The following is a 25614-nucleotide window of genomic DNA, read 5'->3' as shown; positions in this document are numbered from 1 at the left end:
TCGGCTGGTCCGCGACCATGATCCCCCGCCCGTCGGGCCGTCCGCCGGTCGGGCCGCCATGACAGCCGGACTGCGCCCAGCCGCGCGGGGCGGGGATGCCTGGGCGGAGGCCGCTGAGCTGGCCCTGGGTCACTGCGAGTTCGTTGCGAAGCAGTTCGTGAGCAGGTATGCGCCACTTCGGGAGTGGCAGGACGCTGGGGATTTTTTGGCGCTGGGGGTCGCCGGTGCTCCGGGAGTTGGGGTGTTCACAGGTCGTGGAAGGTTGTGGCGGCGGGGTAGGTGGGGCGGGTGCAGCCGCGGCGGATGGTGATGTCGTCGATGTAGGCGCGGAACAGGGAGTTGAGTGCCTTGGGGCCGAGGACGTCGTCGTAGAGGTGGTCGATGGTGAGGGTGTGCAGGGCGGGTTGGCCGTTGCAGATCGAGGATGCCCACCACAGGCCGTCCTTGCCTCCCGCCGTTCCCGGCTTGAGCCTCACGTCGTCGCCGGTCGCGTCGTAGCCCACGGATGTGGCGTCGGCACCGAAGTAGGACACCGTGCGCAGCCACCAGGGCGCGTAGGTGAGCGCTCCCCGGGCGTAGTCGCGCTGATCGGCGTCCAGGCCGGCGGCGATGGCTCGGGTCCGGCCGGGGCCGACCGCCAGCAGGCAGCCTTCGGCAGGGTTGGCATCCCGGGCGGGAATGCTCAGGGCACGGTCGGGCCATCGGCCTGGCCCGTGTTCCTCGGCCAGTTGGCCAGCCCAGCGGCAGGAGCCGGTGGCCGAGGCGGCCGGGCGCAGCTGAGTGGGGGCCGCGGGCATCTGGTCGGGCAGATCCGGTAGTTGGGTCCGGCAGCCGATCCGTTCAGTGAGCTGCTGTGTGGCCGAGTGGGCGAGGCGGGCCAGCCGTTGGCGGTCCGCAGCGGGGACCTCCCGGAAGCGGCCCACGGCGGTGACGTGCAGCAGCCGCGGCGCCGCTTTACCGCTGCCGGGGCCGCACTGGGCACGGATGGTGGTGCGGAAGTTCGTGTATGAGCCCAGTGTGCCCTCGCCCAGTGGCCACGCTTCAGGATCGCGGTCGGCGGCCGCGATGACATTGTTTCCGGGGGCGGATGTGCTGCGCGTGAAGAACGGCGAGTCCTGGCCGATCATGTTCACCGGCTCGGAGTCGTCGCTGCCCTCGACGATCAGCCGAAACAGGTCGGTGGTGCCAGAGCCGCTCACCCTGTAGATGGTGCAGGCGCTGGGCAGATGCCGTGTATCGAGCCGGTAGTCGGCGTGGTCGCCGGCCCGCGCTCGGGCGACGCCGCCCTGCAGGTCCATCACCTGTGCCCCCGACACCAGGTGGTCGCAGGCCGCGGCGATGTCGCGTTCGCTGGAGGCCCGGTCTCGCAGGTCGTCGACGGTCAGAAAGCCCGCGTACAGGCTTAGCCCGATCCCGCCCACGGCCGTCGTCAGCCACAGCCGCCGCCAGCCCGTGCCCATCATGTGCTTCCCCCGTCAATCCCGTTCGCAGCGGCCGCCGCGTCGATCAGCAGCGTAGAGGGGGGACGGGTCTGAGCGTCCTCGTCAGCCCCGCATACGCACGGCCCGGCGTTGACCACGAGGGGATGCGGGCAGCTCAACGCAGGTGAGTCCCGCAGGCTTCGGGCCGTGGATGGGGTCGTCGGCCCCGCTGGCCCGGTGAGGTCTGCCAGGTCAGCGGGCGGGGCGGAGAGAAGAGGATTTGGGCGGGACATCTCGCAGCAAGGGGCAGGGTTGGGTTGCCCGCGAGTACACCGAAAGCGGAGGCGCGACCGGATGGATGCTCAGGTTGCATCCTGGCCGTGGCCATCATGGCGACGGTGCCTACTGGAGGGCTGTGGGTTACGAGGGGGACCCGGGAGGGATCATTCGGTGATCGATAGTCAAAGTACCGCCAGATCCTACCGGTGGGTTCTGTCAGTGCTGGAACTGCTCAGTGCTGCGCCGGCCCGGCAAGTCGCATACATGCGGGAGCCAAGGGTGGGAGTCGATGAACTCGTTCTCCAGTTCCATGATGTTCTGCATGTGGCCAGCGCCAGAGTGTCTGGCGGTTCACTTACGGAAGAAGAATTTCTTCTGCTGTCGAACGTCGGGGAGCGGGCTAAATCAATCGATGCGGGACCAGCTTCCATCTGGGACGAGGCTGCTCTCGAGACCGCGTGTACGTGGCAGACTCTGCGAGAAGCGGCGGGAGTGGCGAAGGTGAAACTCGAGGGATCACGAGATGCGTTTCCAGACGAATAGGGTCCACTTCTGCATCCGATGGGGGGATTGTGGAAGATCCAGAGTTCGACGTGCGGTTGACCTCAAGCGGGAGCAAGGGACGCAACCTTGTGCTGGCGGTTCGGTCGGTGACGGGGCTGAGCGCGTGGCGAAGCAAGCAGCTGCTTGAAGCCGCCCCGACGACGGTTGTGGACCGGACATGGTTCGCGGCCGCAGCGGACGCGTCGAGGCGCCTCAACGCTGCCGGGGCGCGAGCTGACTTGGTCTGCCGGTGGTGTGAGCGGGTGATGTCTCCGCAGGACTGTCCGGTGGACCCGGGGCCGTGTTCATCGCCCTTCCTGTCCCCGATGGGCTGCCCCGCAAGCCGATCAGGGGCTTGATCAGACCGCGGCAGACTTGACCCTATTTCGAGTTCGAGACTGTCCAGGCCGTGGTGACGCATCCTTCCTCCCAATGCCACCATCCTTGGGCTTCGCCGTGCTCCAGCAACTTGCGGATCTGAGGCAGGTCCGCCGTCGGCGGGATGTCCAGTGCGACCATCCTGAACTGCTCGATGCCCTCGCCTGTTGTGCCAAGCCGATGGAAGGTCTCCAGCACGGTCTGGCGGGCTGCCGCCGAACCTCCGCCCTTGAGCACGATGAGCCGGATGGTGCAGTTGTCCGAGGCGCGAATGGTGTCACCGGCCCACCACAAGCCTTCGTCGTCGACCTCAACCTTGACGATGTCATCGCTCGCGACTCCCCGGACGAACCACGGGGTGTTGTCCAGGCGCGCGGTCCCGTCGCCCAGATCCACGGCCCAGAGGCTTTCGACGGTCGCCGGAGGCCAGCCATCCTCGTCCACCTCCATTCGGAAGTGGACCTTCACGTGGGCGTCGCTGATGTCGCTCATCGCGCCATCATCTATGGCGACCGACATGACGGGAAGTGTCGAGATCACGAGCACCGGTCTGCCCGACCGACGGGACGCCGAAAAGTACCTTCGATGACCTTCGGTGCAGCCGGGTCGAGTCGCATGAGCTTTTTCGTCGGCTCCGGCGAGGCTGACCCGGAGTCCCTCCACCTCGTCAAGCCAGCCTTCAACGTTCGGCTTCGGCGATCGGGGGGCGATGAGGTTGTCGCGGATCTCCTCCAGCCGGCCGCGCGAAAGATTGCAGCGAGGGCGCGTGGTGCATCTTGTGCGCCGCTGATGCGATGTCAGGGCGTGTCCGCAGGACCGTGAGATCGGTCTCTGGTCTGGTCGGACGGTGCCAGTTGGTGGGATATGACCGGCATGACGATCATGAGAAAGGCCGATGCCGCGTAGACGGCCTGGCCGTGTCCGTGCCGAGCTTCCGCGTCGGCCCCGGATGCAGGACGACATCACGATCATCCATGGTCTGTCCTCGGCAGCTCTCGGTGAAGTTCGACGGGTAGAACATCAAAAGAAGTACCTGTGGCCGGGCTCGATCGGGTCGGCCATGGCGCGCTGGAGAAGCTTCGTCCACCAGCCGAACCGGCGCCTGTGGGTCGACGAGGGCGGCGGCTGCACGGAGCGGGCATGTTGCGGAGACCCATGGCGGGCCCGCGAGTACCTCGAAGCGTTGATGCTGGCGATGTCCCGACGGCGGGCACGTGAACTCCGCTGCCTCGTCGAAGCTCTCGACAGACGCTACTGATGGCCGGCGTGACGGCCCATGTTCGTGTCGCGGGCGGCCTGGTGCTCGGGCAGTTTCAAGCAGCGCTATGCGGGTGGGGTGTCCCGTGAATCTGGTGCAACCACTCGTTGCGGGCTTGTCGGCCGGGTTGGACCGTGGCGGGGGATCTCGCCCCGCTGCTGACGTTCGGACAGGCGCGGGCTGCACGGTTCGCGCTTCATCTGCCGGCGGCAGGGAACGGGCAGGGGGCAGCGGCGGTGCGCGACCTGGTGGGACGGCGGGGTCGTCGGTGGGAGGTGATGTCCCGGACACCGACGTGCTGTTCGGTGTGGAGGCTCCGCAGTGCGGCCGGACAGCATGCGGGCCGACAGGCTTTAGCCAGGAGGTCAGCCCGTGGTTCGACGCTCGTGCGACCAGGGCCCTGGATCGCCAGAGCATGCGATAAACGACCTCTGCGCCGATCTCCCGACCGCCGTGGGCTTGCCGCGGCCCCGCTCCTGCCGCTGTTGTCGCTGGCCGAGGCGCATGACCTGCTCGACGTGCTGGCGCCGGTCCCGGACGGTGGCCGGCCGGATCGGGAGGCCGCGGACCGCCTGCTGACGAACCTGGCCGCCCGGGTGCCGTCGCGGGACTGGCGTCGGTGCGGCTCTGGCTGGCGCCTTCCGCGTGCAGAATCATTTGAGCGAGTCGCCGCTGATCATTCCTGGGGGGAGGCATGCGCGATTTCGGGAGAGGGCTGCTCGTCGTCCTCGGAGTGCTGGTTGTGCTTCTTGCCTGGCTTTGGCCTCTGCTGCTCCGGTAAGTCACGACGCAGTGCGATTGCGGGCTGCCCGTCGCTCCCCGCCCTTCTTGAGATCCCAACGCCGGTCGTCAGCTGCCGCTTCAGTGATGCTCGGCCCGTCGTGGGCAGTCTCGAGCTGTCCGAAGGTGGTGAGGAGCTTCACGAAGGTCGCCAATGGCGTGCTCTCGCCCGGCGTGGGGGTGTTCCGATGCTCTCGGGTGTGAAGGGCAAGATGGTCGCGTGCTCTGTCCGTCGATGCGGGGTTGGGGGCGTCGGGTGTGATCTCACCTCTGCCCGGGGCATGCAGCGGTCATGGTGCTGTAACTGTTTTCGTCGGGTGGTTGCAGTTTCGGTCGTGGTCGTGAGGCGGCGGGCAGGCCGGTCTTGCGCTCGGTGGCCGTAGGCCTGGCGTCGTTGGTCAGGTCCACTTCGGCGAGGAGGGTGAGCTGCACTGCCCCTGGCGTGTATGCGGTCTTGGTGCACCGGTGGTTCGGGTCTGCTGCTCGGTGGTGGGTTTCCCCCTCCGGGTGGTACCGAAGCGGCGTCTTACCTAGCGGCTTAAGCCATTTGCGGCCTTCGGATCCGACGACCCCGCGCCGCCGAAGGCGATGCTCGACGAGATCAAGGCCGTCGCCGACTGGGTACGGGCCTTCGACCAGGCGGGCCCACACATCACGGAGCGCCACGTCAAGGGGCACCGGGACCTCTTCGCCGACACCAAGTGCCCCGGCCAGTTCTACCCGTACATCGGCAACGGCACTTTCGACTGACCGCATCACACGCGGTGCTGGTGGGGGGTCCGGCCACAGCCACTTCACCCCACCATCTGGCCAGCTGCTCATGCAGTGTGGACATGATGACGGTGGGGGAGCCGGAGGGCCGCCCTCAAGCGCTCAGGCGCACGAGTCGGACAGGTTCACGCCTGTTGCCGTGATGCGGACGCAGTGGCCGTCGCCTGTTGGCGGTGGAGCTTTTCCAGGACACGGTCGCGGAGAAGCTCGTATTCCTCGCGGAGCCTGCGCCACTCGGTCACGGGCGGGCGGGCGATCACGATGCCTTCGGTGACGATCTCCTCCGGCCTGAACTGCTCGCGGGTGAGGTCGATGTCGATGCGCATGCCCAGTCGGTTCCACCAGTGGTAGTCCACGCGTACTCCGTCGATGTGAACCTCGCCCCGGATCAACTCGCCTCCCAGCAGGTCATTGAGCACCATGGCGGTGACTCCGCACTGGTCTCGGGCCGGATTGTCCTTGGTCCAGCGTGACCGGAATTCAGGGGTGCACGTCTCGTCACTCCAACTGCTGCGGACGGCTCGTTCGATGTCGGTGAGAAGCAACGGTGTCATGCCGGTGATCCTGCCAGCAGGCACTGACATTGATAGGAGCATCAACGGCCGGGTGCCGACAGCCACACCGACTCCCACCTGCTGTCTTCAGCACCCTGACCCTGTGTGTGGGGGGAGCCGTCTTGATGCCGAGGGCATCGGGCATCGAAGCGGCCGCTTCACGGACGGTGGATCGGGTGAGCCTGCCGGCGGAGCGAGTGAGGTTGGCGGGGACGGCCCGCCGCTCGAAGCATGGCGGGCCGTCGAGGCCAGTGGTGGCAGGGATCAGCCGGCCTTGGCTGCCTGCACGGCACGGGCCCAGGTGCTGGCCAGGCGATAGGGGTTACGTCTGGCTGTTGATGATCACGAGAGGCGGTCCCCCTATGTGCCAGGCCCCGCAGTGACCGTCGGCCTCCTGCTGCCGACGGTCGGCTGAGTCGGCGGATTACGGGGTGGCGGCGGAGCCGTATGCGTGCTCGGACACGAGGTTGCCGTCCGTGTCGCGCAGCTTGGCGGCGTCACCCCGGTCGTTCCAGATGGGCCGCCCGCTTCCGTAGGTGTAGCCGCCCCACTGGGCGTGGATTTCGTTGGTGTAGATGCGGACGCGTTGACCGGGCAGGAGGACGGTGCCGGGCGGGAAGGTGAAGTTCTGTCCCGCGTCGTCGGCGCCGAGGATCCAGCCGGAGACGTCGGCGGGCGCGGTGCCCCGGTTAACGACCTCCACGTACTCGTCGGCCTGGGTGCGCTTGACCTGTCCTTTGAAGACCACGGTGGTGATGTGGACGTCCGGCTGTCCGGTGCGAGCGAGTACGGCGACGAGGTCGGCGCTGTTGGAACCGTTCTCCGGGCTGATGAACCGGTTGACGATCTGGCCGCCCTGTTTGAACCCCGTGATCACCACGGCGTATTCGGTGTTGTCAATGATCACCGTCTCGGGGGACACCCTGGTGGGCAGGTCGACGAGGTCTTCCGGGTTGGGGCCGACGTTGGGCGTCTCGTTGTGCTGGAAGCGGAAGCTGAAGTTGTGCGGTACCTGGTCTTCGAACAGGACCTGTGCGGCAAGGTCGACCTCGAACTGGTTCTGCGGCATGCCTTGGATGGGGAAGTTCTGGTGGGTGAACGTCCCCAGCGTGAACTCCGTGCCGTCCAGCAGCACCTCGACGCTGCCGCCTGCGAAGAGATATCCGCTCTTGCCCCCGCCTGCCGGGATACCCCACTTGATGTTGTCGGTGCTCAGCCCCTCAAGGTTGGGCGGGTTGATGGTGATGGCGGTCCAGGTGCCTGACGTGTCGACTTTGGACATGCGCCGGTCTCCTCTTCTGCCGATCGCGAGACGGCCCGGCCGGGCGGCCGAGCGAGGTGAACGTAGCTGTGCGCACTGTCCCCTCGGAAGGCAAATAACGCCACTATGACGGTAGTTACCATGATTGGCCGGTTTCCCGCGGATGTGCACCGACTCCTTGACGTTCACGTGCTGTCATTCGCAGGCCGTGACGCTGGAGATGTAGGCGGGTAAGTACGGCGCGGGCGCGCAGGACGCCCCCGACGGCGTGCTGATCCATGTCATCACCGTCGTCCCGCCCAGCCAGGAGTACGCCGCCCAGTGCACCGGCGCCTGATCCCGCCACTTCTCCCACCTGGTCCAGAGGTTGCGCACGGAAAGCCGCACAGCGCACGCGGTCGGAGCTGCTCCGAGGGTGGATCACTCCGCCTGACATCGCTGGCTTCGGCCCGCTCCCGGTCGGCGCATCAACGAGAAGTCAGATCTACACGGTAGATTTTCAGTCTAGGTCTAGAGAATTGATCTAATGTGGGGGGGGCGGGATGTTCACCGCACCCCGCCCCCCCAGGGGTAGCACATCGAGCGAGGAGAAGCCGAGACCGTCCATGAATGCCGAACAGCACTCAGCCGCCACTGCCCTGGACCTGTACGAACGGTCGGGAAAGCGCTACTCCCTGGACGACCTCCGCTGGCGGGGCGAGGACGGCAGTCCCCTCGCCGTCAGTGCCCTGTCGGGTCTGCGTCCCGACCAGATCGACACCGCCGAACGGTCCTTGTGGCGCTACCACGCGGCCCTGCCCGTCCCGACCGCCCACCGGGTGAGCCTTGGTGAAGGATGCACGCCGATGGTCCCCGTCAACTGGGCCGATCGGCGCGTCCACTTCAAGCTGGAGTGGTTCAACCCGACGTCCAGCTTCAAGGACCGGGGCGTATCGATGATGATGTCCCACCTCGTGGCACACGGCGTGGACCGGGTACTCGAGGACAGTTCAGGCAACGGCGGTTCCGCGGTGGCCGCCTACGCCGCTGCCGCGGGCATCCGCGCCAAGATCATCGTTCCCGCCGCCACTTCGGCGGCCAAGATTCTCCAGGCCCGCGCCTACGGAGCCGAGATCCAGCTCGTGGATGGCGCCCGGGAGGAGGTCTCTGACGAAGCGATCCGTCAGTCGGAGCAAATCCATTACGCCAGCCACAACTGGCACCCCATGTTCATCCAGGGCACCAAGACCATCGCCTACGAGATGTGGGAGTCGCTCGGCTTCACCGCGCCCGACAACGTCGTCCTGGTGGCCGGGGCAGGCAGCAACATCATCGGGTGCGACCTCGCCTTCGGCGAGCTGCTCGATGCCGGCCAGATCGACAGGCGCCCGCGCCTGTTCGTCGGGCAGCCCGAACATTGGGCGACCATCGTCGACACCCTTCACGGCATCGACCCGGCCCGCCGCGGCGAGCGGCTGCCGACGATCGCCGAGGGTGCTTCCATCGCCCACCCGGTCCGGCTGCCCGAGGCAGTAGAAGCCATCCGCCGCTCTGGCGGCGCCGCCTGCGCTGTCCCCGAAGCGAAGATCCACGCCGCGGTCCGCGCACTGAGCGCGCGAGGCTTGTATGCCGAGCCGACCAGCAGCGTCGCCGCGGCGACCCTAGATCACTTCATCGCGACGGGAGCGATCGCTCCGGGTGAGACGACCGTGGTCGTGCTCACCGGTGCGGGGCTGAAGTCCGCCGAGAAAATGGCCTCGGTGTTCGCCGGGCCAACCCACTGAGCCCGTACGAGGAAAAGAGAGCACGTGGCACACCCCTCCGAAGACGAGCACACCGTACGGGAGGACGAGCACCTCGTACGGGAGGACGAGCACCTCCTGCGAGAAGCCGAGCGCATCGCCGTTGCCATCGGGCGCATGTTCCCGGGCCTGTGCGAAGTCGTCCTGCACGATCTTCGCCGGCCCGACAGCGCCATCCGCGCCATCGAGAACAACCTTTCCGGGAGGCAGGTCGGGGACCCCGCCACCGAGCTGGGGCTGCAGCGCATCGCGGACCCCGAGTATCCCAGCGTCATCCAGAACTACAGCAACCAGTTCCCCGACGGACGCCCGGCCAAGAGCACCTCGATCGGCATCAAGAACGCCGACGGGCGTTACGTCGCGGCCCTCTGCCTGAACCTGGACGTCAGCACGCTCTCCCCGCTGGCGCTCACCCTGGCCAACCTCGTCGCCACAGATGCCGAGCACCGGGGCGAGGCCCTGGAAACGCTGCGTGACCGGACCGGACGTGAACTCCGGTCGCTCATCGACTCCTTCGCCGCCGAGCGTTCCAGCACCCCCCGCGGCCTCAACCGAAATCAGAAGCGCGAACTGGTCCGGCAGCTGCATCGCGAGGGGTTCTTCGAGACTCGTAGTTCCGCGCAGCTGATCGCCGACCAGCTCGGCGTCTCCCGGGCGACTGTCTACAACTACACGAAGTAACCGCCCCGCTCACCCGTAGGGACACCTGGCCGCGGCACATCCCGGCGTCAACAAGGTCTGCGCCGACGGCGGTTATCAAACCAGCCGTCCGTCCTGAGCCGCAGCAGGAGCGCCATACGGACGCCGCTTTGCCGATAGCGTGGTTTTGTGTCCCGTAAGCGCCGTCACACGCGTCGTCAGTCCCGCCCCGTCGAGCGAACGGACGCCCAACAGGCGGAGGAATTGCAAGCCCTGGCCCGGGAGTACCCCCTGGACCAGGAGGAACTCCTCGCCGAGGCCGCGGAATTCTACGGCCGCGCAGGCCAGCACGAGAAGGCCCTCACTCTGTACCAGCAGGTCCTGGACGCCGAGTGCCACGAACCCCACCTCATCCCGGCTTTCCGCATCGCCACGCTCTGGAACGCACGACGCACCGACGAGGCCCGCGAAGCGGCCGAAACTCTGCGCCGCCAGCACCCCGCCGATGCCGGCCCCTGGGAGATCATCGCGGAGATGTTCGAGGCCGCGGACCACCTCCACGATGCCGCGGCCTGGTTCACCGCCGGAGTGACCCATCTTCTGGGCCCCGCCGCCCCTTTGTCCGTCGATGCTGTTCGCGACGAGGCGGACGGGTACGGCATCGAGATGCTCATCGTCAGCCGCCACCGTGTCCGGCGCCGCCTCGGCCAGCCCTGCGACGACCTCGACCAGCTAAGGGCTTTCGTTTGGATCACTGCGCGGACCAGAGGAAGATGCCTGCGATGTGGAGTCCGGCCAGGTAGATCGTGGCGGTCTTTTCGTAGCGGGCGGCGATGCCTCGCCACTGTTTGAGCCTGTTGATGCACTGTTCGACGGTGTTGCGCTGCTTGTATGCCTCGCCGTCGAAGGCAGGTGGCCTGCCGCCGTCGCTGCCGCGCCGCTGTAGGTGACGGAGTTGGTCCGCCGGGATCGGGATCACTGTTTGGATGCCATGTTTGCGCAGGTGGTCACGGATCGCGAGTGAGGAATAGGCATTGTCGGCCAGGACCATGTCCGGTCAGGTGCGGGGCCGTCCGCGGCGTCGGGGAACCCGCAGACGAGTCATGACATCGGTGAACGCAGGTGCATCGCCGGCTTGCCCGGCGGTCAGGACGAAGGCCAGGGGCCTGCAGCGGCCGTCGGCCGCCAGGTGGATCTTTGTGGTCAGTCCGCCGCGGGACCGGCCGATGACGTGGTCGGCCGGTTCGTCGGGCGGGGCCCCTTTTTGCGGGCCCCAGCCGCGTGCTGGTGGGCGCGCACGATCGTGGAGTCCACCGAGACGGCCCAGTTGAGGTCCTCCTCGGCATCGGCCTGGGCCATCAGCGCGGTGAAGACCCTCTCCCACGTGCCGTCGATCGCCCACATCCGAAGCCGGTTGTAGACGCCACGCCAGTTGCCCTACCGCTCCGGAAGGTGAACCCCCTGCGTGCCGGTCTGGAACTTGAAGGCGATCGCGTCGATCACCTCACGGTGATCTCGCCACCGGCCACCCCGCTTCGGCGTCCGGTCCGGGAGTAACGGCTCAATCCGCCCCCACTGCGCATCAGTCAACGACACATGCGGAACAACGTCGGATGATCTAAACGAAGCTCCATAGGTCCAGTACGAGCGTGGGAACTGCCGCAGCTGCCGCTTGTGTCACCCGATGCAACGGGGCGATGGACTCCGCGTCCAACTCTCCCCGTGCCATCACGACCCAGACGCCCTCCCGTGCGTACTGCTCCACAGTGAGTTTGGGACTGCCAGCGCTGCCGAACATAAGTCAACTCCTGACGTGCGGGGGCTAGGCACGCGTGCAACGTACTGCTTCTTCACCCTGCCCATCACTACACAGGCTCGACCCTGCGCGGCTTCCGCTCTGCGTGAGAGCCCGTAGCAAGCGCGGATTGACCCTCTACCAGGCAAATTCGCGCCCCTGTAGTCCCTCTAAGGAGGTTTCCCCTGCCTATCACTCGAACTGACACCGCAAGGCACACGCCTCGGTTAAGAGCCGACGAATGCACCACCCACCGCTTTCAGCACCACAGGGCACAGCTCTGGCGTTTCGCGAACCCGTTACAGGGGGCGTGGTCCTGCACTCGCCGAGGCCGGCAGTAAAAATGCCTCTGCAAGGGAAGGCGGGATCCACCTGCCAGCCACTCCCACTGAGATCCACATCGCCAAGATCTCCGACATCGTCAGTGACTGACATTCTCGAAGCAGCCTCGAGGGCCAGCCGACACGGGACACCCTCACGTCACGGACACCTACGCCACGCATCAGCCCAGGTCATCACCGATCCGGACACTCCGAGACTCGGTAAAGCCGACTTCGACCACCTGGTCCGGCTCGGCTGGGTCCGCTCCCCGCAGTCGATCTAGGTCTGCTGCGGCAAAGCAGGGCCGGGGCCGTCGACGTCGCGCTCTACACCACTGCTTCCGCTGATGCACCAGTCGCACTCGGGTTGTAGTCGGCGAAGTAGTACCGGGGGGCGTCGATCTGCCTCAGCAGGCGGGCCATCGGCTCGGCCAGCATGTCGCCGTCGAGGGACAACAGCACCTCGAGAGACACCCCTTCAAGGTCGACCACGTCAGACTTGATGGCGGTCATCGGCTCTGTCATGGCTGCCCTGACTCCCTTCCTGTCCTGGGTGCGGACTTGGGTCGGCTTGCTCCTGCCGAGGCCGGCCGGGTCAAGCCCAGCGCATGCCTCGTCGCCAGCCGGTCATGGGCACCATGCCCGCCCCTTCAGTCCGCCGGCCCAGACTGTGGGCAGTGGCCAGGGTGTCGGGATGTTTCTTCCCCAGCACGCGTTGCTGTACGCCGATGATCTCCTCGTACTCCCGGCGCGCCCATGCCGGTTCACCTTGTTCACGCCGTACGCAGGCCAGGGCATACCGGGTGTTCAAGGTGGCTCGGTGCTCGTCGCCAAGGAGCCGCCGCTGAGCGGCGAACACGTCCTCCAGTTCGGCCCGCGCCGCGCCCAGTTCGCCCAGGTCGTACATGATGTGCGCGAGGTTGTAGCGAGTCGTCAGCGTGGAGCGGTGCTCGTCCCCCAGCGTCTGCCGCCGGACGTCGAGGATGGCCTCGAACTCGCGTCTGGCCACAAGAGCGTCGCCCAGGTCGTACAGCACGCGGGCAAGCACATGACGGGTGTTCAGGGTGTACCGGTTGTTGGGGCCGAGCACCCGCTCCTCGGCTGCCAGCACCTCTTGGAGCTCCGTGCGTGCGATGTCCAGCTCACCGCAGTCGTGCAGCAGCCGCCCCAACTCGTGCCGTGTGGCCAAAGTGGAAGGATCGTCCTCGCCCATCAAGGCGCGCTTGTCGGCCAGGACCGCTTCGAATTCTGCGCGCGCCTCGTCCAGTCTGCCCTGGCTGTGCAGCAAGTGAGCGAGGTGATGCCGGGTGTGCAGTGCGCCGGGGTGCCTGTCGCCCAGTGCGTTCCGAAATACGGCGAGGATGCGGATGGTCTCCTCGTGGGCCGGCTCGTACAACGTGCGGGCGCTGAGGTAGCGGACCGCGAGCTGCGCACACCGCAACGAGTCCTCGACAACGCCGATCGGCAGGTGTGCGGAGGCGATGCGGTGTGACAGATGCAGCGCATGCGGGAGCAGGACCTGCCACGTGGGCCAGTATGCGACGTCCTCGGGCACTCCGGTGGTGTCGTGGAGTGCCACGCGGTGCATCAGCGCGACGGCCGTGGGGAGATCGACGCGTGCACGGCTCGTGTCGCGGATCAACGGATGAAGCCGGGCCAGTGGAGGACCGGAACCGGGCTCCGGCGCCGTGAGCAGTCGGATCAGCCCGACGCCCGACAGCGCCTGCAGCAGCTCCCACAAGCCGGGACCGTCGAGGCCGGGAAACGCTCTTGTCGCGGCCAGGGATGGGGGATGCAGGAGCAACGTATAGGGAAGGGGCGCATCAGCGAAGGTGGCCAGCAGGTCCAGCAGGGGCTGGGCCAGCGGCTGCCCCTGCTTTCTCAGCAGGTCCAGGGACAAGCGCCAGGTCTGAGCGATGGCCTGCTCGGCGTTGACGAGGCCCAACCCGCCCTCCAGGGCGTCTCGGTACGCCGTGAACGTGGTGAACGTCTGCGCCTCGCGAAAGGCCGCCGGGATCTCCGTGGTGCGGGAGAGGTAAGAGCCGGCCATCGTCAGGGCCAGCGGAAGGCCGCCAAGACGGTGCGCCAAATTCTCCGCCTCCGTGGTGCCGCCCGCCCGACCCCCGGTGTGATCGAGCAGTACGTGAGCCCCGTCCGTGTCACTCAAGGTGTCCAAGGGATGGAGAACAGCGGTGGGCCCCCACGTGGCACGCGTGCCGTCGCGAGTGGTGACCACGACATGGCCGTGCGGCGCGGTGTGCCGCCGGATCCAGCCGGTTCCAGCGGACAGGAGCCCGGCGCCGTTCAGTTCAGCGGGGTCGTCGGCGTTGTCCACCACAAGGAGCCACGGCTGGTCCAGGGTCGGCAGGCAGTGCCACAGTGCGTCGGCCGCTATCCCCGAACGCAGGTCGACCTCGGTGGCGCCCGCCTGCCGTGCGACCGCGCGCAACCCGGCCTCCAGCGAAGCCGCCTGCCGGGCGTCCACCCACCAGACCTGCACCGCTCTCTCCACCGCGGAGCGGGCCAGTTCCAGCGCCAGCGAGGTCTTTCCGCAACCGCCCATTCCGTGTACGACGTGCAGAGATCCGTCCGACTCCATGTCGAGGAGCCCCGTCAGCTCCCGCAAGGCAGCGTCACGGCCCCGCAGCGGCAGATCCGGATCCAGCAGACCCAGCGGCGGCGCCAAGGTGAGCACGGTCGACTCGGGCTCTCCGCCCTGCAACAGCGTGCCGATGGCTACGCCACCGTGGCTCGACCGGACGGTCAATGACCGGTCGGCGGTGGCACCTCCCTGTGGGGCCTCGGTCGGGCCTGTGTCATGCCGGGTACGTTCAGGAGCGTGACGTACCCGGCCGTGGAGGGGTGGCGCCCAAGGTCACCGACCCACTGATGTTGGCTGCACCAGCGGCGAAGGAGCCCTGCTCGGCGTGGATGTCCACGTGCTCGCCGACCATGGCACCGGCACCGGTGACCACAGCATTCCGCACGTCGCTTTCCTGCCCGGCAACTTTGGGCACCATCTCGATCAACTCACGCAGTTGCTCGGCGCTTTCGGCCCGTTCGGGTTCGTCCATGCTCTCCAGCAAGTCCTCGAACCGCGTACGCCACACAGTGTCCATCCGGGTGCGAACCTCCGCCCCCTGAGAGTCCGGCGTGCTCTCCAGTTCGGTCGCGGCCCGGTCCAGCCGTTCCATGGCCGTCTCCATGGCGCGCTGATCGCCTCGGCCAAAGAGTGAGGCGACCCGACCCCGCAATCCCGCCCAGGCGTCGGTCCCCGCCGCTGTCGCCACTGCTGAACCACCGGCCGCAGCCAGCACAGTCAACGATTCCGTCAACACCCTGGATGCCTCCTCCCGCGTCCCAATCAGTGCATAGCATTCGATCCCTTCTGTCCAGACTGCGTGGGGCCGCGTACCCCTCGACCGGCTACTCTTGAACGGCCAGTCGGACGCCACCGGATCGCCGCGATCCGCGACCAGTTCCGTCGTCGACTGCGGATCCGCGCGGGCAAGAGCCCGCATCCCGTCTCGGTGCCCTTCCAGGACTCCTTGGTCATGAAGCGCACGAGACGCTTCTGCGGCAGGGCCGACACGGGCGGCAGATGTGCTCGCTCTCTGGCGCTTGACGAACAAGCTCTTTCAGGCCAAGACCGGTCAGTGGCGGGAACAGCCCCACTACCGCCGCCCGATTCCCGCGTGGCGAAGCCGTCCACTTCCGCGAGCACGCCCTCGAACTCGGTGTCCCCGACAGCGCCATCCTGCTGGAGCCCAAGGCAGGCAACACTGGCCAGAACATCACGTTCTCCCGCGACGTCCTCGCCGCTGCCGGTATCACGCCGAAGTCGGTGTTGCTCGTATCGAAGCCGTACATGGAGCGACGCTCCTTCGCCACCGCCCGCAAGATGTGGCCCGAGGTCAACGTGATCTGTGCTTCGGAGCCACAGGAGTTCGACCACTACCTCAAGAGCATGTCGGCGACGAAAAGCTCGTCGTCGACATGCTCGTTGGCGACCTCCAGCGGATCATCGAGTATCCAGCGCTCGGCTTCGCCATCGAGCAAAACGTTCCGGAGGGCGTACATGCCGCCTACGCGTCTCTCATCAACGACGGGTTCACGAGCAGGCTCCTTGCTACCTGACTGGCTGCCAACGGGAGGGCTCTGCGCAATTCCACCAGCCCAGCCAGCGGTCTTGGAAGTGGCGTAGGAGGGCGTGGAATTGAGGGGGCAACGCCTCGATGTCTTTTCTGCGTCTACCTCGAGGACCTCGGCCGGCCCGAGGCCGCCCGTGCCAAGCAGGAGGCCGACATCACCGAGGCCGTCGCGCGGCCCGCCTCCGAGCAGGCCCGCCTTCGCCGCCCCCTACTACGACCCCAACATCGGCCGCTTCAACAGCCCCGACCCCTCCGGGCAAGAGAAGAACCCCTACCTGTACGCCGAAGGCGACCCGCCAACCGCATCGATCCCAACGGATTGCTCTCGCTTGGCGACACCCTCGGTTATGCCGGTCAGGCAGTGGGGCTGGCAGCTGCGGTTACGGCACCTAGCCTCCTTCTGGTCGGTCGACCAGAAGGACTGGGTCGAGGCCGGAGACCTCAAGCCAGGCATGACGCTGCGCACGGACGACGGCCGCAACGTCACCGTGACAGACTCTGCGAAGCCAGAGGACCTCTTCCGCGGCCAGTGGCAGCACACCAGGACCTCAGTCCTCGATGAGTACAAGCCTTACCTGGACGAACGCTGGGACGAGGGCTGCATTAACGCGTGGCGGCTCTGAGAGGAGATTGTTCCCTTGGGCTATCGCGGCAGCTACGGCCGGGTCAGCGCCTACCTGCGACAGAAGCGCACCTCGCCACGGCCGGTCACCGCGCAACCGCCGGCACCCCGCGTGGTGACGAGATGGACTCTCAGCCGACCCGAGACCCTGACTCAGATCGAGCAGCTCCGGCTCAAGGCCGTCCTGGCCAACTGCCCCGAACTCGATGCCCTGACCGGTCACGTGCGGTCGTTCGCCCAGATGCCCACCGAGCGCCAGGGCGAATGGCTGCCGCAGTGGCTCGACGCCGTCCGTAAGGACGTCTTGCCCAGCCTTCACACTCTCGCGGTCGGCATCGACCTGGACCGCGCCGCGGCCATCGCCGGACTCACCCTGCCCTGGAGTTCCGGCATCGTTGAGGGACACGTCAACCGGATCAAGATGCTCAAGCGCCAGATGTTCGGCCGGGCCGGCTTCGCACTGCTCCGCAAGCGAGTCCTGTTGGCTCACTGATCGATGTCAGATGCCCTCGATAGCTTCCCCACATGGGTGTCTACCTGGTGAGCGTCAGCGCGGAGGAATGGTTCGGTGACGAAGAGGACGGATGGGGTGAAGTCGCTTCGGCACTCGATGCTGAACTCAGGCGGCGCGGCCTGCCGCCCTACGAGGACGTCCCCGCAGAGACGGACTTCGCACCTGGCTCAGGGCAAGCTTTCGAGGAAAAGCTGACCCCTGACATGACCGGGTTACTCACCTTGTGTCAGACGCACCTGTCACGAGAGGAATCTGAGACCCTCTGCGGCTGGACCGTGCTCGTGCCCTTCTCGCTCGATGAGGAAATCTGGTTGCCCATCGAGTCCGACGACCACGAGTCCATGGTGGCCGGCGCTCCTCAGGTACTACCGCTCGCCGAGAAGCTGGCGGCAGCCATCGATCTGCCAGCTGATACCCCGGCGACATGCGACAACCTCGACCTGAGCACGTGGTTCAGGCACGAAGCAAAGCAACTTGCCGCTGGTCGAACAGGGCCGTGGACCAAGGACCTGGACACAGCCTTCTACGTCGCACTGTTCCTGCGCGCTGCACAACACTCGATGCGACGCGGCTGCCCCATTGTCTGCACCTGAGGCCCACCTTCGGTCCCACTGGTCTCTCAGCCAAGATTACCCACCGTGCACGCGTCACGGAAAGCGAGCCAGAACCACAACTCGTGAATAACGCCAGCCGGCGAGTCTGTGTCAGCACTTCAGGCCGATGATGCCCCACCCGCGGCCTGCCGCTTCGGTGACGACCTCTCCCCATTCGATGACGAGGGCGGCAAACGACGAGAAGGTGCTGACCCGCCCTGTGGCCTCGGCGAGGTGCTGTTCGAAGGGTTCGCGGAGGGACGGCAGGCCAGGCTCGACCAGGGTCCAGAATTGCTGGAGCACTGTCACATCTTCAGGGAGGAGCCACTTCATGGTCTCCGGGCACCAGTGGTTTTCCCGGACCGGGACGGAAGGGGTGAAGGGAGGGTCCGCGAACTCCCAGTTGTATTCGCCCCAGAACAACGGAGCACTGAACTCATCGAGAGCCGTACGCAGTCCGGGCCGGACGAACTCTCGCATCTTGTCCCAGCGTTCACCAGCCCAGAAGTGCGGCTTGTACGAGGTGAGGGTATTGCGGAACTCATAGCGCGCGTACCAGGGCCGGTTCTGGTCATCCGGCCATGTCCATCCCTCCGGGTACTCGAGCCCCCAGGCGTCGTCGCTGCCGAACGCGGCGGTCTCCACCAGGTCGGCTCGCAACTCGGTCGGCTCGGTTTCTATATACGCGCAGTCGACGATCAGGAGTTCCATGCAAATGCCCATGCCGCGAGCGTAGACCGGCGCTGCCGCCCAGACCGGCACGACCCCGCAGCAAAGACCTGCCGCCTGGCCCTTCCTTCCCGATCCGGGCAGATCGCCGCTGGCTGCCCACCCTGCGCAGCCTCCCCGCCCGCCGCACCTATGCCGTGCTTGCCCCCGTGCCGCACTCCGCGTGCCAGGCGGCACCGAGCTCCGCGAATTCGCGATGCAACACCGACCGCTGCTCCTCCGCGAGGATGGAGGCTACGGACAGGAGGTAGACGTTGTTCTCGTAGTACTGGCAGCCGATCGCCCATCCTTTGGCCATCTGCGCCAGGACGCGGTCTCTCTCGGCAAGTTTTGCTCGCGGGGGGAGGACGACCGCGCCATGAGCAGCGAGGGCTATGTGGCCCCCGGCTCGCTGGCCAGCGCCCGTCTCGCACGAGACCGGGGCTTCCCGATCGAGGTGGACTCGCAGTACCTGCCGAAGGCTCTGCTGGACCTCGCCTGGGCGGGCGAGATCGACACCTGAGCCAATCGCGGAAGGATTCCTGTGGACGCTCACAAATTTCCCTAGGGGGAAAGACGGCCACGGTTCTGCAGGGTCTCCAGGGCCAGTGCGCCCAGGCGGTACTTTTCCAGTGCGATCGAGGAAGTCGACCCGCTGCGGCACAGGACGTCAGCGCTCCCTCGCCGGCGCCAGGCCCCGGCCCAACAAGGAGCCTCGCCCGACAGCAGCCACTGGCCACAACTCCCGTGAAAGGGGCTTCCACTTCAGGAACTGGCGCGGAACCTAACGTTGGGCCAAGCACTCAGTCAGAGCTCGTCTCGGAGCCTCGACGCGGATCGCCGTCTAGTAGGTTCGGACCTGGCTCAGTGCCCAGATTGCCCAGGTGATCACTGTTAGTGGAATCAGGATGGCTGCGGTGCCGAGTGTGACGCCCGCCCGTGCCCGGTAGCGATCGGCTCCCTCATGGTCCCGCATTCTGCGCAGCGCGACGGTGCCTGTAACTATCGCCGAAAGCCCCACGGGCAGGAGGAGATACAGGGGGAGCAGGCGGATCCACGTCGGGATCGGGACCAGTAGCAAGGGGCAGACCATCATCGCGGCGGCGACAGCACCCAGTACCAGCGACGCCGTCCCCAGCGTCTGCTGACGCCCCGCCACCTGGTCACTCGCTCCGGTCATCTGCATCTGCTCAACGGTCATGATCGGGATGCTAGACGGCAGGCACCGCGCTCCGCTTGGGCACGAGCACCTAGTTCTCCTGAGTAGCCCGCCGCCATACCCACGGCCAGCGGAGGGCCCTGTGCGTACGGAGTCCTACCGTGACGGCATACAGGATCAGCAGAGGTGAAGAGATGCGGCTCGGGGGCTTGATGCAGTTCACGGTCTTGGAGGGGTGCTTCGCGCAGCCGCAGCCGCAGCCGCAGCCGGATGCTCCGGGTGCGTTTCTCGTGCGTGACACTTGGGATGACTACACCTTCAGGACGATGTTCCTGCTGTGGTGCTCTGATGGCTCCCGGCAGGTAACTGAACGACGAGACTACGTAGGGTGGTCGGACACCGACGCCGTCGGGCTCGGCTGCCTGAGGGGGCGCATGAGTACACCCGAGTACGAGCTTTGGAACGAACGTGCTGTCCGCCGCCCGGACGACGTCCGCATGATTTCTGGTGGACGGGTCCCGCTTTCGTGGCAGATGGCGAAGCGCGTCGGGCACGTCGACCGACTGATGAACAGGACGTTGCCCGCGGACTTCCCAGGCCCGGTCGAACGTGGAGGTGCCGGCGACGTGTTGGCCGTGCTCGCCTTGTCGGAGTCGATCCGCCGCGGCCTCGCTGCCCGCCGCGCGGGCGACATCCGCGAGGCCATCTTGCTAGGGGCCACCTGGTCCGAGGTCGCAGCCGCGATCGACACCACACCGGACGAGGCCCGCGCCGTCCTGCGCGACTGGACGGAGCGTCAGCACGACCTCTACCAGATCGGCGCCGAGCCAGGCGAGGCCCAGCGGCTGGTGGCCGAGGAGGGCCGCCACGCCGCAGTGCTCGCCCTGATCGAGCTGGCAGACGACCAGCGGGCGGAGGCCGGCACGCATGGCTGACCGCATGTTCCTGAAGTCTGGAAGAGATGCCTCGCAGACTTGATGCGTAGAGGGGGGCAGGGCGGGCGAGCAGCGCGGCGGCGCCTGGGGTGAGCGGCCAGGCACCGCTCTGTCAGCGATTCCTGGAGGCGACCGGTACTCGGTCCGTCTCGTCGGGGGGCGGCGTCAGTGCCGGGGGGTGGGTTCCGTTCTCCGCGGCGTGCAGGACGGCCAGGTCGGCATCCAGTACTCCGCAGCGTGTCCTCGTGATTCCTAGGCCGCTTGGCGGCGACGCGCACGGCAGAAGCTTCCCTTCGCCGGTCGGTAGTCGCAGTGGGATGACGGTCCCGCTCGGCGGGCTCGGCCAGGGGGGAGCACGGTGCGGTCGTCTGGTCGCTTGCTGGCACTCCGGGGTCTCGGGGGAAGGGGCGTTTCAGCGATGCCAGCCAGGGCGTCGGCCGACGGTAACGGTCATGTGCGTCAATCCGCGTAGATGGACGGGTGCCCGTTGCACGCGGCCGCCGGGGTACATGGCGTACCGGCCTTGGGTCCTGAAGCGCCAAGCCCAGTTGACTGGGGTTGCCCGGGCGGACGGGTCCTGCCGGGGGAACCCGGCTCGGCTACGTGGCCTGGCCGCGCGCCCCTCAGCCCGCGTCCGTGGCGGCATCGAGGGCTTTCCCCAGGAGCTTCGTCAGCTGGCGCGCCTCCTGGGGGCTGAGCCCGGCGAAGGGGGTGGCGGCGAGCGTGTGGCCGACCACCTCGGCCCGTACGCGCCGCCCCTTCTTTGTTAGGACCACGACGCGGGACCGGCGGTCGGCGGGGTCGACGGACCGTTCGACGAGGCCGCGGTCGGAGAGCTGGTTGACGACGAAGCTGAGGTTGGGCGCGTTGCAGAACAGCCGTTTGCTCATCTCCTTCATCGACGGCGGCGGCTCGTCCGGGTCGATCGTCCAGAGTGCCTGGGCCGTCGCGTGGGTCAGGCCGAGCTCGGCCAGTACGGGCGCGAGCCGGTCGCTGGTCCGCATGAAGACCTCGTGGTTCGCGACCACGGCCGCTTCGAGCGCTTCGAGTGCCGCGCGGGCGCTTCGGGTCATGGCCTCATCGTAGTGGCCTTCTGCTTCGAGTCTCGAAGTGTTACGTTCGGCGCGGATTCATTCGAGCCTCGAAGCATCTGCGCTTTCGGCTGCTCATCTCCCGTCGGACAGAAAGCAGTGCCCCATGCACGACTACACCGGCAGCACAGCCCTCGTCACAGGCGCCTCGAAGGGACTGGGCGCGGCCTACGCGTGTGAACTGGCCCGCAGAGGCGCACACCTCGTCCTCCTCGCCCGTTCCGCCGACGCACTGCACGAGCTCGCCGGACGGATACGGGAGGAACACCCCGTACGCGTCGAGGTGATCGCCGCGGACCTCTCCGAACGGGACGCCCCGCGGACGGTGGCCGACGAGCTGGCGACGCGCGGGCTGAGCGTGGACCTGCTGGTCAACAACGCCGGGATGGGATCGGTCGGACCGTTCCTCGGCCGCCCCCTGGAACCGAACATGCGGTCGGTTGACGTGAACGTCACCGCGCTGATCGGCCTGACGCACGTTCTGGGCGCAGAGATGCTGGCACGCGGACACGGAGGCATCGTCAACGTCGCCTCCACGGCTGCCTTCCAGCCCATGCCGTACCAGGCGAGTTACGCCGCCACCAAGGCATTCGTGCTCTCGTTCAGTGAGGCGTTGGCGGAGGAGCTGCGGGGAACCGGTGTACGGGTGATGGCGGCACACCCGGGCGCCACCGACACCGGGTTCTTCGACGGGACGACCGCGACCATGCACCCGAAGGCCGCGGACTCCCCGGAGGGTGTGGCGGCACGGACGCTGAACGACTTCGCGCGCGGGCGATCCGTCTCCTACCCCGGACGTGGCTTCGGCAGCCGCCCCACGACCTGGGTGCCGCGCCTGCTGCCGCGAGGCGCGGTCACGCGCGTCACGGGCGGGCTCAACCGGAAACTCGGTTTCGACGACGTCCGCGACGTGGACCCGGCGGCGTCGTGACGGGGAAGCGGGGGTGACGACGGCATCCGAGAGGCTGCCGATTTCGGCATCGCGCAGCCGACTCCGTTACGTCTGGCTCGGGTATGGCATCGTCCTGCGACCATAGATTCACAGCGAGTGCTCAAGCCGAAGTTCCAGGCGCAGGATGTGCGGCGGCGTGCTGCGCGGGATCAGCCATCCGGTAGGGACGGCTCCCAGGCTGCGCAGCAAGTGCAGCGGCGGGCGATTGCCGGGGACCACGCAGAAGCGGATCTCCTGGTCGCCGTTGTGACGGGAGTGTTCGATGGCCGTCAACGTGAGGCAGCGGGCCAAATCCTGGTGGCGGTCGTCCTGTTCGACCCACAGGCTGCCCAGCTGCCCCACCCGGCCCTGGCGGCTGTAGCGGACCAGACCGGCTGGACGGCCGTCGACAGCGGCATGCCAGAACGTGGCCTCTCGCAAAAGCTGCTGCCAGTACGCCGGGGGCTCCTCGGCCTCGACCTGGGGAGCACCGTCGAGCAAGTGGCCTGATTGGGCCAACGCACGCAGACGCAGGGCGCGCAGCAGGGGCCACTGGTCGTGGCTCAGGGTCTCGATGTGCGGCGCGCTTTCATGGTGGTGACCGCCGTCGGCTGTCGGTCCGTTTCTGCCTCCGGCGACACGCATATCCATGTGGTCCTCAACGTGCTGGGCGGGACCAGGACACGGTGAACACATGGTCCGCCAGGTCGTCGGAGCCCGTCTCGAAACCTCCGAACCTAGAGGTCGGGTCGCCCGGGGAGTCTCACCCCCGGGCGACCCCGACCTCTAGGTTCCAGGACGAGCCCTGGGCGTGTTCGAGTGACATTCGGGCGCCAGTTGGTGCTTGCCTCGCGCGACCGGGGAGGGCTCCTACGTCTCCCCGCAGGGGGCGGCGTAGGAAGGAGTGGAAACGCCGTGACGGTCGTCGCACGGAGGATGAGGCAGCACTACGGGCTCCGGGTGCCCCCTGGCAGGATGCGAGGCCGCGCCGATTCTAGGCAGGTGCCGTGAGGCTGGACGCGGCCCCGCGACTGTAAGTGAGCTCGATGATGACGAAGAGGACGTGGCGCGCCGTGATCTCGAACCGCAGGTATGAACTCGATCGCTCCAACATCCGTGACGCCGACGCGCTCCTGTTGCTCGTGGAGAACTCCTTCAAGGAACCCACATTGCGCTGGTTCATCAGCGCGGCCGACCGGGCCCGCATCGTCGTGGAGAGCACCGAGTACACAGGGCCCCTCCCCGGACCACCCACGCCGCCTGCCCTCTCCCGATCTGGGCTCGATACCGTCGTCAGCCTCATTCCCACCGGGATCGGATGCTCAGTCGGGGGCTACGCCGGGGATGCGGCCCCGGCCACCGCGCTCCTGGCCCAGGCCTGCGACCTGGTGGTAACGAACCCGAACGCACTCAACGCCTCCAACTTCATCAATACCAGCAAGCGGATCCTGTACACCGAGGGCTCATGCATCGATTCCTTCGCCCGCGGGGCCATCAGTCTGCATCGGTCCCAGAGCAACCGGATCGGACTGATCATCGAAGCCGCCGCGCCGGAAGCCGTGGAGCACGTCTTGAATGTGACGAACGCGGTGCGCGCCGTGCACGGTATCGACATCGCCGAGTGTGTCGTCACTGAGCGGCCTATCGGTACACGCTGTGTCCGCAATGAGTCCGGCGCCTATGCGGGACAGATCGACGCCCCCGAGGTGCTGCTGAATGCCGCCCGGGCCCTGATCGACCGGGGCGCCAACGCCATCGCCGTCACCACCAATGTGCAGGGCCTCACCAGCCAGGACTATTCCGCGCACTTCAGTGGCAGCCACGCCAACCCGGTCGGCGGCGCCGAGGCCGTCCTCTCCCACCTGATCGTCCGCACTTTTGGGGTCCCTGCCGCCCACGCTCCGATGATGAACTTCAAGGACCTGCACCTCGACCATCCCGTCGTCGATGCCCGTTCCGCAGGAGAGATGGCGTCCACCAGTGGGCTCGCCTGCGTACTCATCGGCCTGGCCAACGCCCCTCAGATCTCGTCCGCCTCCCGCGGTTCCCGGCTGACCGACGAGGTGAACTTCCACGATGTGGTCGCCATGGTTGCCCCGGCCGATGCGCTCGGCGGCATCCCAGTACTCGAAGCACTCCGTCAGCGGATCCCCGTGATCGCCGTACGCGGGAATAGCACGATCCTCGACGTCACCGCAGGTGCCCTTGGCCTGCCAGGCGTGACCGAAGTCGCCAACTACGCCGAGGCGGCCGGGCTGATCCTCGCCCTGCGCAGCGGCATCAACCCGGAAACCATCGCCCGGCCGCTGCGGACACTGGGGCCGGCCGCCGCTTCCCCAACCGTGCAGAGCCCGCCTCGAAAGCTTTGATTCGGAGGTTCCGAGACGTGGCTGATCCCCCGGGGCCCGCGGTGTGTCCGGCCGGTCAGATCTTCCCGGCCGCCGCGGCGGCGGCCCAGTCAGCGGCTTCAGTGTCGGTCAGGAACAGGGCCTGCGTCGGGTGGGCGGTGGTGCCCTGGACGACGTGAACGCAGCCGAGGAAGAAAACCCCATCGCGCTCGTCCCGCCACGAAGGATGACGGATGAACAGGTCGCACAGGCGCGAGAACTCCTCGCCGACCCCAAGCAGACGATCACCGGCGTAGCGAAGGCTCTCGGTGTCAGCCGCGCCGTCCTCTACAGCGAGGTGCCCGAGGCCAACAGCCGTTACGCACGGCTGAGACACCCACCGCCACGTCCAACGCCTTTGTTAGGGCCTCTAAGACCCGCTTCGATCAGACCGGCCCCAGCTACGGCTACCTCGGCGGCACCGTCGAAGACCTCGCGCACTTCGCTGTGGCCCACCTGAACAACGGCGCCTACGGACCGAACCAACTGCTAACGCGGCGCTCGGTGACCGAGATGCACCGGGGCGCCGCCCTCGTGAGCGGCACCCAGAAGTACGGCCTGGGCTGGCGCAACGATGCCCGCAACGCCGCCTTGGGCACTCACACCATCTGCCACAGCGGTGCCTCCCCCCGGCTACCAGGCCACAGTGGTGCTGCTGCCCGGCGCCGACCGCGCCTTCGTCGTGATGCACAACATCCACGGCTACTTTCAGGGCGCCGACCTCACCGCCACCGGGCTGGGCG

General features: G+C 67.2%; 26 protein-coding genes and 2 pseudogenes. 13 read left to right on the top strand and 15 right to left on the bottom strand.

Features of this window, described 5'->3' with window-relative positions; genetic code table 11:
• Positions 1 to 245 precede the first annotated feature (245 nt).
• Complete coding sequence (locus ACWD02_RS38480) at positions 246 to 1463, bottom strand: hypothetical protein (protein WP_451220161.1); 1218 nt, start codon at positions 1461 to 1463, stop codon at positions 246 to 248.
• 695 nt (positions 1464 to 2158) lie between these two features.
• Here ACWD02_RS38480 and ACWD02_RS38475 point away from each other — a divergent pair.
• Complete coding sequence (locus tag ACWD02_RS38475) at positions 2159 to 2602, top strand: ribosomal protein L7/L12 (RefSeq protein ID WP_451220158.1); 444 nt, start codon at positions 2159 to 2161, stop codon at positions 2600 to 2602.
• Between the two features lie 22 nt (positions 2603 to 2624).
• Here the strand turns inward: ACWD02_RS38475 and ACWD02_RS38470 are convergent, their stop codons facing one another.
• Positions 2625 to 3113, bottom strand: coding sequence for a DUF4265 domain-containing protein (locus ACWD02_RS38470; protein WP_451220391.1), 489 nt, complete (start codon positions 3111 to 3113; stop codon positions 2625 to 2627).
• A gap of 457 nt (positions 3114 to 3570) precedes the next feature.
• Here ACWD02_RS38470 and ACWD02_RS38465 point away from each other — a divergent pair, with 457 nt between their 5' ends.
• Entirely contained in the window at positions 3571 to 3879 is a 309-nt protein-coding gene (locus ACWD02_RS38465) for a hypothetical protein (protein ID WP_451220155.1), read from the top strand.
• Between the two features lie 1368 nt (positions 3880 to 5247).
• Entirely contained in the window at positions 5248 to 5409 is a 162-nt protein-coding gene (locus tag ACWD02_RS38460; RefSeq protein ID WP_451220152.1) for a hypothetical protein, read from the top strand.
• A gap of 146 nt (positions 5410 to 5555) precedes the next feature.
• Here ACWD02_RS38460 and ACWD02_RS38455 read toward each other — a convergent pair whose 3' ends face one another.
• Positions 5556 to 5984: a YunG family protein gene (locus ACWD02_RS38455; RefSeq protein WP_451220150.1), complete on the bottom strand. Its 429-nt coding sequence runs from the start codon at positions 5982 to 5984 to the stop codon at positions 5556 to 5558.
• A 424-nt stretch (positions 5985 to 6408) separates the two neighbouring features.
• Positions 6409 to 7266: a choice-of-anchor K domain-containing protein gene (locus ACWD02_RS38450; protein WP_451220147.1), complete on the bottom strand. Its 858-nt coding sequence runs from the start codon at positions 7264 to 7266 to the stop codon at positions 6409 to 6411.
• Between the two features lie 584 nt (positions 7267 to 7850).
• On the opposite strand from ACWD02_RS38450, the gene ACWD02_RS38445 reads away from it, so the two are divergent.
• Positions 7851 to 9008 carry a threonine synthase gene (locus ACWD02_RS38445; protein WP_451220388.1) on the top strand — a complete coding sequence of 386 codons (1158 nt, stop codon included), beginning with the start codon at positions 7851 to 7853 and terminating at the stop codon, positions 9006 to 9008.
• Positions 9009 to 9032: 24 nt separating this feature from the next.
• Positions 9033 to 9707, top strand: a complete 675-nt coding sequence (locus ACWD02_RS38440; protein WP_451220144.1) for a helix-turn-helix transcriptional regulator — start codon at positions 9033 to 9035, stop codon at positions 9705 to 9707.
• A 75-nt stretch (positions 9708 to 9782) separates the two neighbouring features.
• On the opposite strand, the gene ACWD02_RS38435 is transcribed toward ACWD02_RS38440, so the two are convergent.
• From ACWD02_RS38435 to ACWD02_RS38415, 5 genes and pseudogenes are all read right to left on the bottom strand, one after another.
• Complete coding sequence (locus tag ACWD02_RS38435) at positions 9783 to 10352, bottom strand: hypothetical protein (RefSeq protein WP_451220141.1); 570 nt, start codon at positions 10350 to 10352, stop codon at positions 9783 to 9785.
• 64 nt (positions 10353 to 10416) lie between these two features.
• Positions 10417 to 11261, bottom strand: a pseudogene (locus tag ACWD02_RS38430) (IS5 family transposase).
• Positions 11262 to 12107: 846 nt separating this feature from the next.
• Positions 12108 to 12305: a hypothetical protein gene (locus ACWD02_RS38425; RefSeq protein WP_451220139.1), complete on the bottom strand. Its 198-nt coding sequence runs from the start codon at positions 12303 to 12305 to the stop codon at positions 12108 to 12110.
• A 70-nt stretch (positions 12306 to 12375) separates the two neighbouring features.
• Positions 12376 to 14547 (bottom strand): tetratricopeptide repeat protein, encoded by a 2172-nt coding sequence (locus tag ACWD02_RS38420; protein ID WP_451220136.1) that lies wholly within the window; start codon positions 14545 to 14547, stop codon positions 12376 to 12378.
• Between the two features lie 64 nt (positions 14548 to 14611).
• Entirely contained in the window at positions 14612 to 14974 is a 363-nt protein-coding gene (locus ACWD02_RS38415) for a hypothetical protein (RefSeq protein ID WP_451220133.1), read from the bottom strand.
• Positions 14975 to 15435: 461 nt separating this feature from the next.
• On the opposite strand from ACWD02_RS38415, the pseudogene ACWD02_RS38410 reads away from it, so the two are divergent.
• The 4 genes and pseudogenes from ACWD02_RS38410 to ACWD02_RS38395 all read left to right on the top strand — a co-directional run.
• Positions 15436 to 15917: pseudogene (locus ACWD02_RS38410) on the top strand (YdcF family protein); the annotation flags it as partial.
• A gap of 361 nt (positions 15918 to 16278) precedes the next feature.
• Entirely contained in the window at positions 16279 to 16554 is a 276-nt protein-coding gene (locus ACWD02_RS38405) for a hypothetical protein (RefSeq protein ID WP_451220417.1), read from the top strand.
• 111 nt (positions 16555 to 16665) lie between these two features.
• A complete protein-coding gene (locus ACWD02_RS38400) occupies positions 16666 to 17046 on the top strand; it encodes an ISL3 family transposase (protein WP_451220385.1) in 381 nt (126 codons plus the stop codon).
• Between the two features lie 32 nt (positions 17047 to 17078).
• Positions 17079 to 17660 (top strand): hypothetical protein, encoded by a 582-nt coding sequence (locus ACWD02_RS38395; protein ID WP_451220131.1) that lies wholly within the window; start codon positions 17079 to 17081, stop codon positions 17658 to 17660.
• A 111-nt stretch (positions 17661 to 17771) separates the two neighbouring features.
• Here ACWD02_RS38395 and ACWD02_RS38390 read toward each other — a convergent pair whose 3' ends face one another.
• Positions 17772 to 18383: a hypothetical protein gene (locus ACWD02_RS38390; protein WP_451220129.1), complete on the bottom strand. Its 612-nt coding sequence runs from the start codon at positions 18381 to 18383 to the stop codon at positions 17772 to 17774.
• Positions 18384 to 18519: 136 nt separating this feature from the next.
• A complete protein-coding gene (locus ACWD02_RS38385) occupies positions 18520 to 18687 on the bottom strand; it encodes a hypothetical protein (RefSeq protein WP_451220414.1) in 168 nt (55 codons plus the stop codon).
• On the opposite strand from ACWD02_RS38385, the gene ACWD02_RS38380 reads away from it, so the two are divergent.
• Complete coding sequence (locus ACWD02_RS38380; protein WP_451220382.1) at positions 18658 to 18891, top strand: Imm49 family immunity protein; 234 nt, start codon at positions 18658 to 18660, stop codon at positions 18889 to 18891. The two genes, ACWD02_RS38385 and ACWD02_RS38380, sit on opposite strands and share 30 nt — an antisense overlap.
• Positions 18892 to 19212: 321 nt before the next feature.
• On the opposite strand, the gene ACWD02_RS38375 is transcribed toward ACWD02_RS38380, so the two are convergent.
• A complete protein-coding gene (locus ACWD02_RS38375) occupies positions 19213 to 19569 on the bottom strand; it encodes a hypothetical protein (RefSeq protein ID WP_451220126.1) in 357 nt (118 codons plus the stop codon).
• A gap of 119 nt (positions 19570 to 19688) precedes the next feature.
• On the opposite strand from ACWD02_RS38375, the gene ACWD02_RS38370 reads away from it, so the two are divergent.
• Positions 19689 to 20462, top strand: a complete 774-nt coding sequence (locus ACWD02_RS38370; RefSeq protein ID WP_451220124.1) for a hypothetical protein — start codon at positions 19689 to 19691, stop codon at positions 20460 to 20462.
• Positions 20463 to 21085: 623 nt separating this feature from the next.
• Here the strand turns inward: ACWD02_RS38370 and ACWD02_RS38365 are convergent.
• Positions 21086 to 21535 carry a MarR family winged helix-turn-helix transcriptional regulator gene (locus ACWD02_RS38365; RefSeq protein WP_451220122.1) on the bottom strand — a complete coding sequence of 150 codons (450 nt, stop codon included), beginning with the start codon at positions 21533 to 21535 and terminating at the stop codon, positions 21086 to 21088.
• 124 nt (positions 21536 to 21659) lie between these two features.
• Here ACWD02_RS38365 and ACWD02_RS38360 point away from each other — a divergent pair, with 124 nt between their 5' ends.
• On the top strand, positions 21660 to 22484 hold the full coding sequence (locus ACWD02_RS38360) for an SDR family NAD(P)-dependent oxidoreductase (protein WP_451220120.1): 825 nt from the start codon (positions 21660 to 21662) through the stop codon (positions 22482 to 22484).
• Between the two features lie 108 nt (positions 22485 to 22592).
• On the opposite strand, the gene ACWD02_RS38355 is transcribed toward ACWD02_RS38360, so the two are convergent.
• A complete protein-coding gene (locus ACWD02_RS38355) occupies positions 22593 to 23135 on the bottom strand; it encodes an N-acetyltransferase family protein (RefSeq protein WP_451220117.1) in 543 nt (180 codons plus the stop codon).
• A 422-nt stretch (positions 23136 to 23557) separates the two neighbouring features.
• Between ACWD02_RS38355 and ACWD02_RS38350 the strand changes: the two genes are divergently transcribed.
• On the top strand, positions 23558 to 24853 hold the full coding sequence (locus tag ACWD02_RS38350) for a DUF3326 domain-containing protein (protein WP_451220114.1): 1296 nt from the start codon (positions 23558 to 23560) through the stop codon (positions 24851 to 24853).
• 55 nt (positions 24854 to 24908) lie between these two features.
• On the opposite strand, the gene ACWD02_RS38345 is transcribed toward ACWD02_RS38350, so the two are convergent.
• Positions 24909 to 25208: a hypothetical protein gene (locus ACWD02_RS38345; protein WP_451220111.1), complete on the bottom strand. Its 300-nt coding sequence runs from the start codon at positions 25206 to 25208 to the stop codon at positions 24909 to 24911.
• Positions 25209 to 25614: the final 406 nt, after the last annotated feature.

Source organism: Streptomyces sp. NPDC002853, assembly GCF_053591915.1.
Note: the sequence above shows the minus strand (reverse complement) of the source record. Positions and strands in the feature narration are given on the sequence as shown.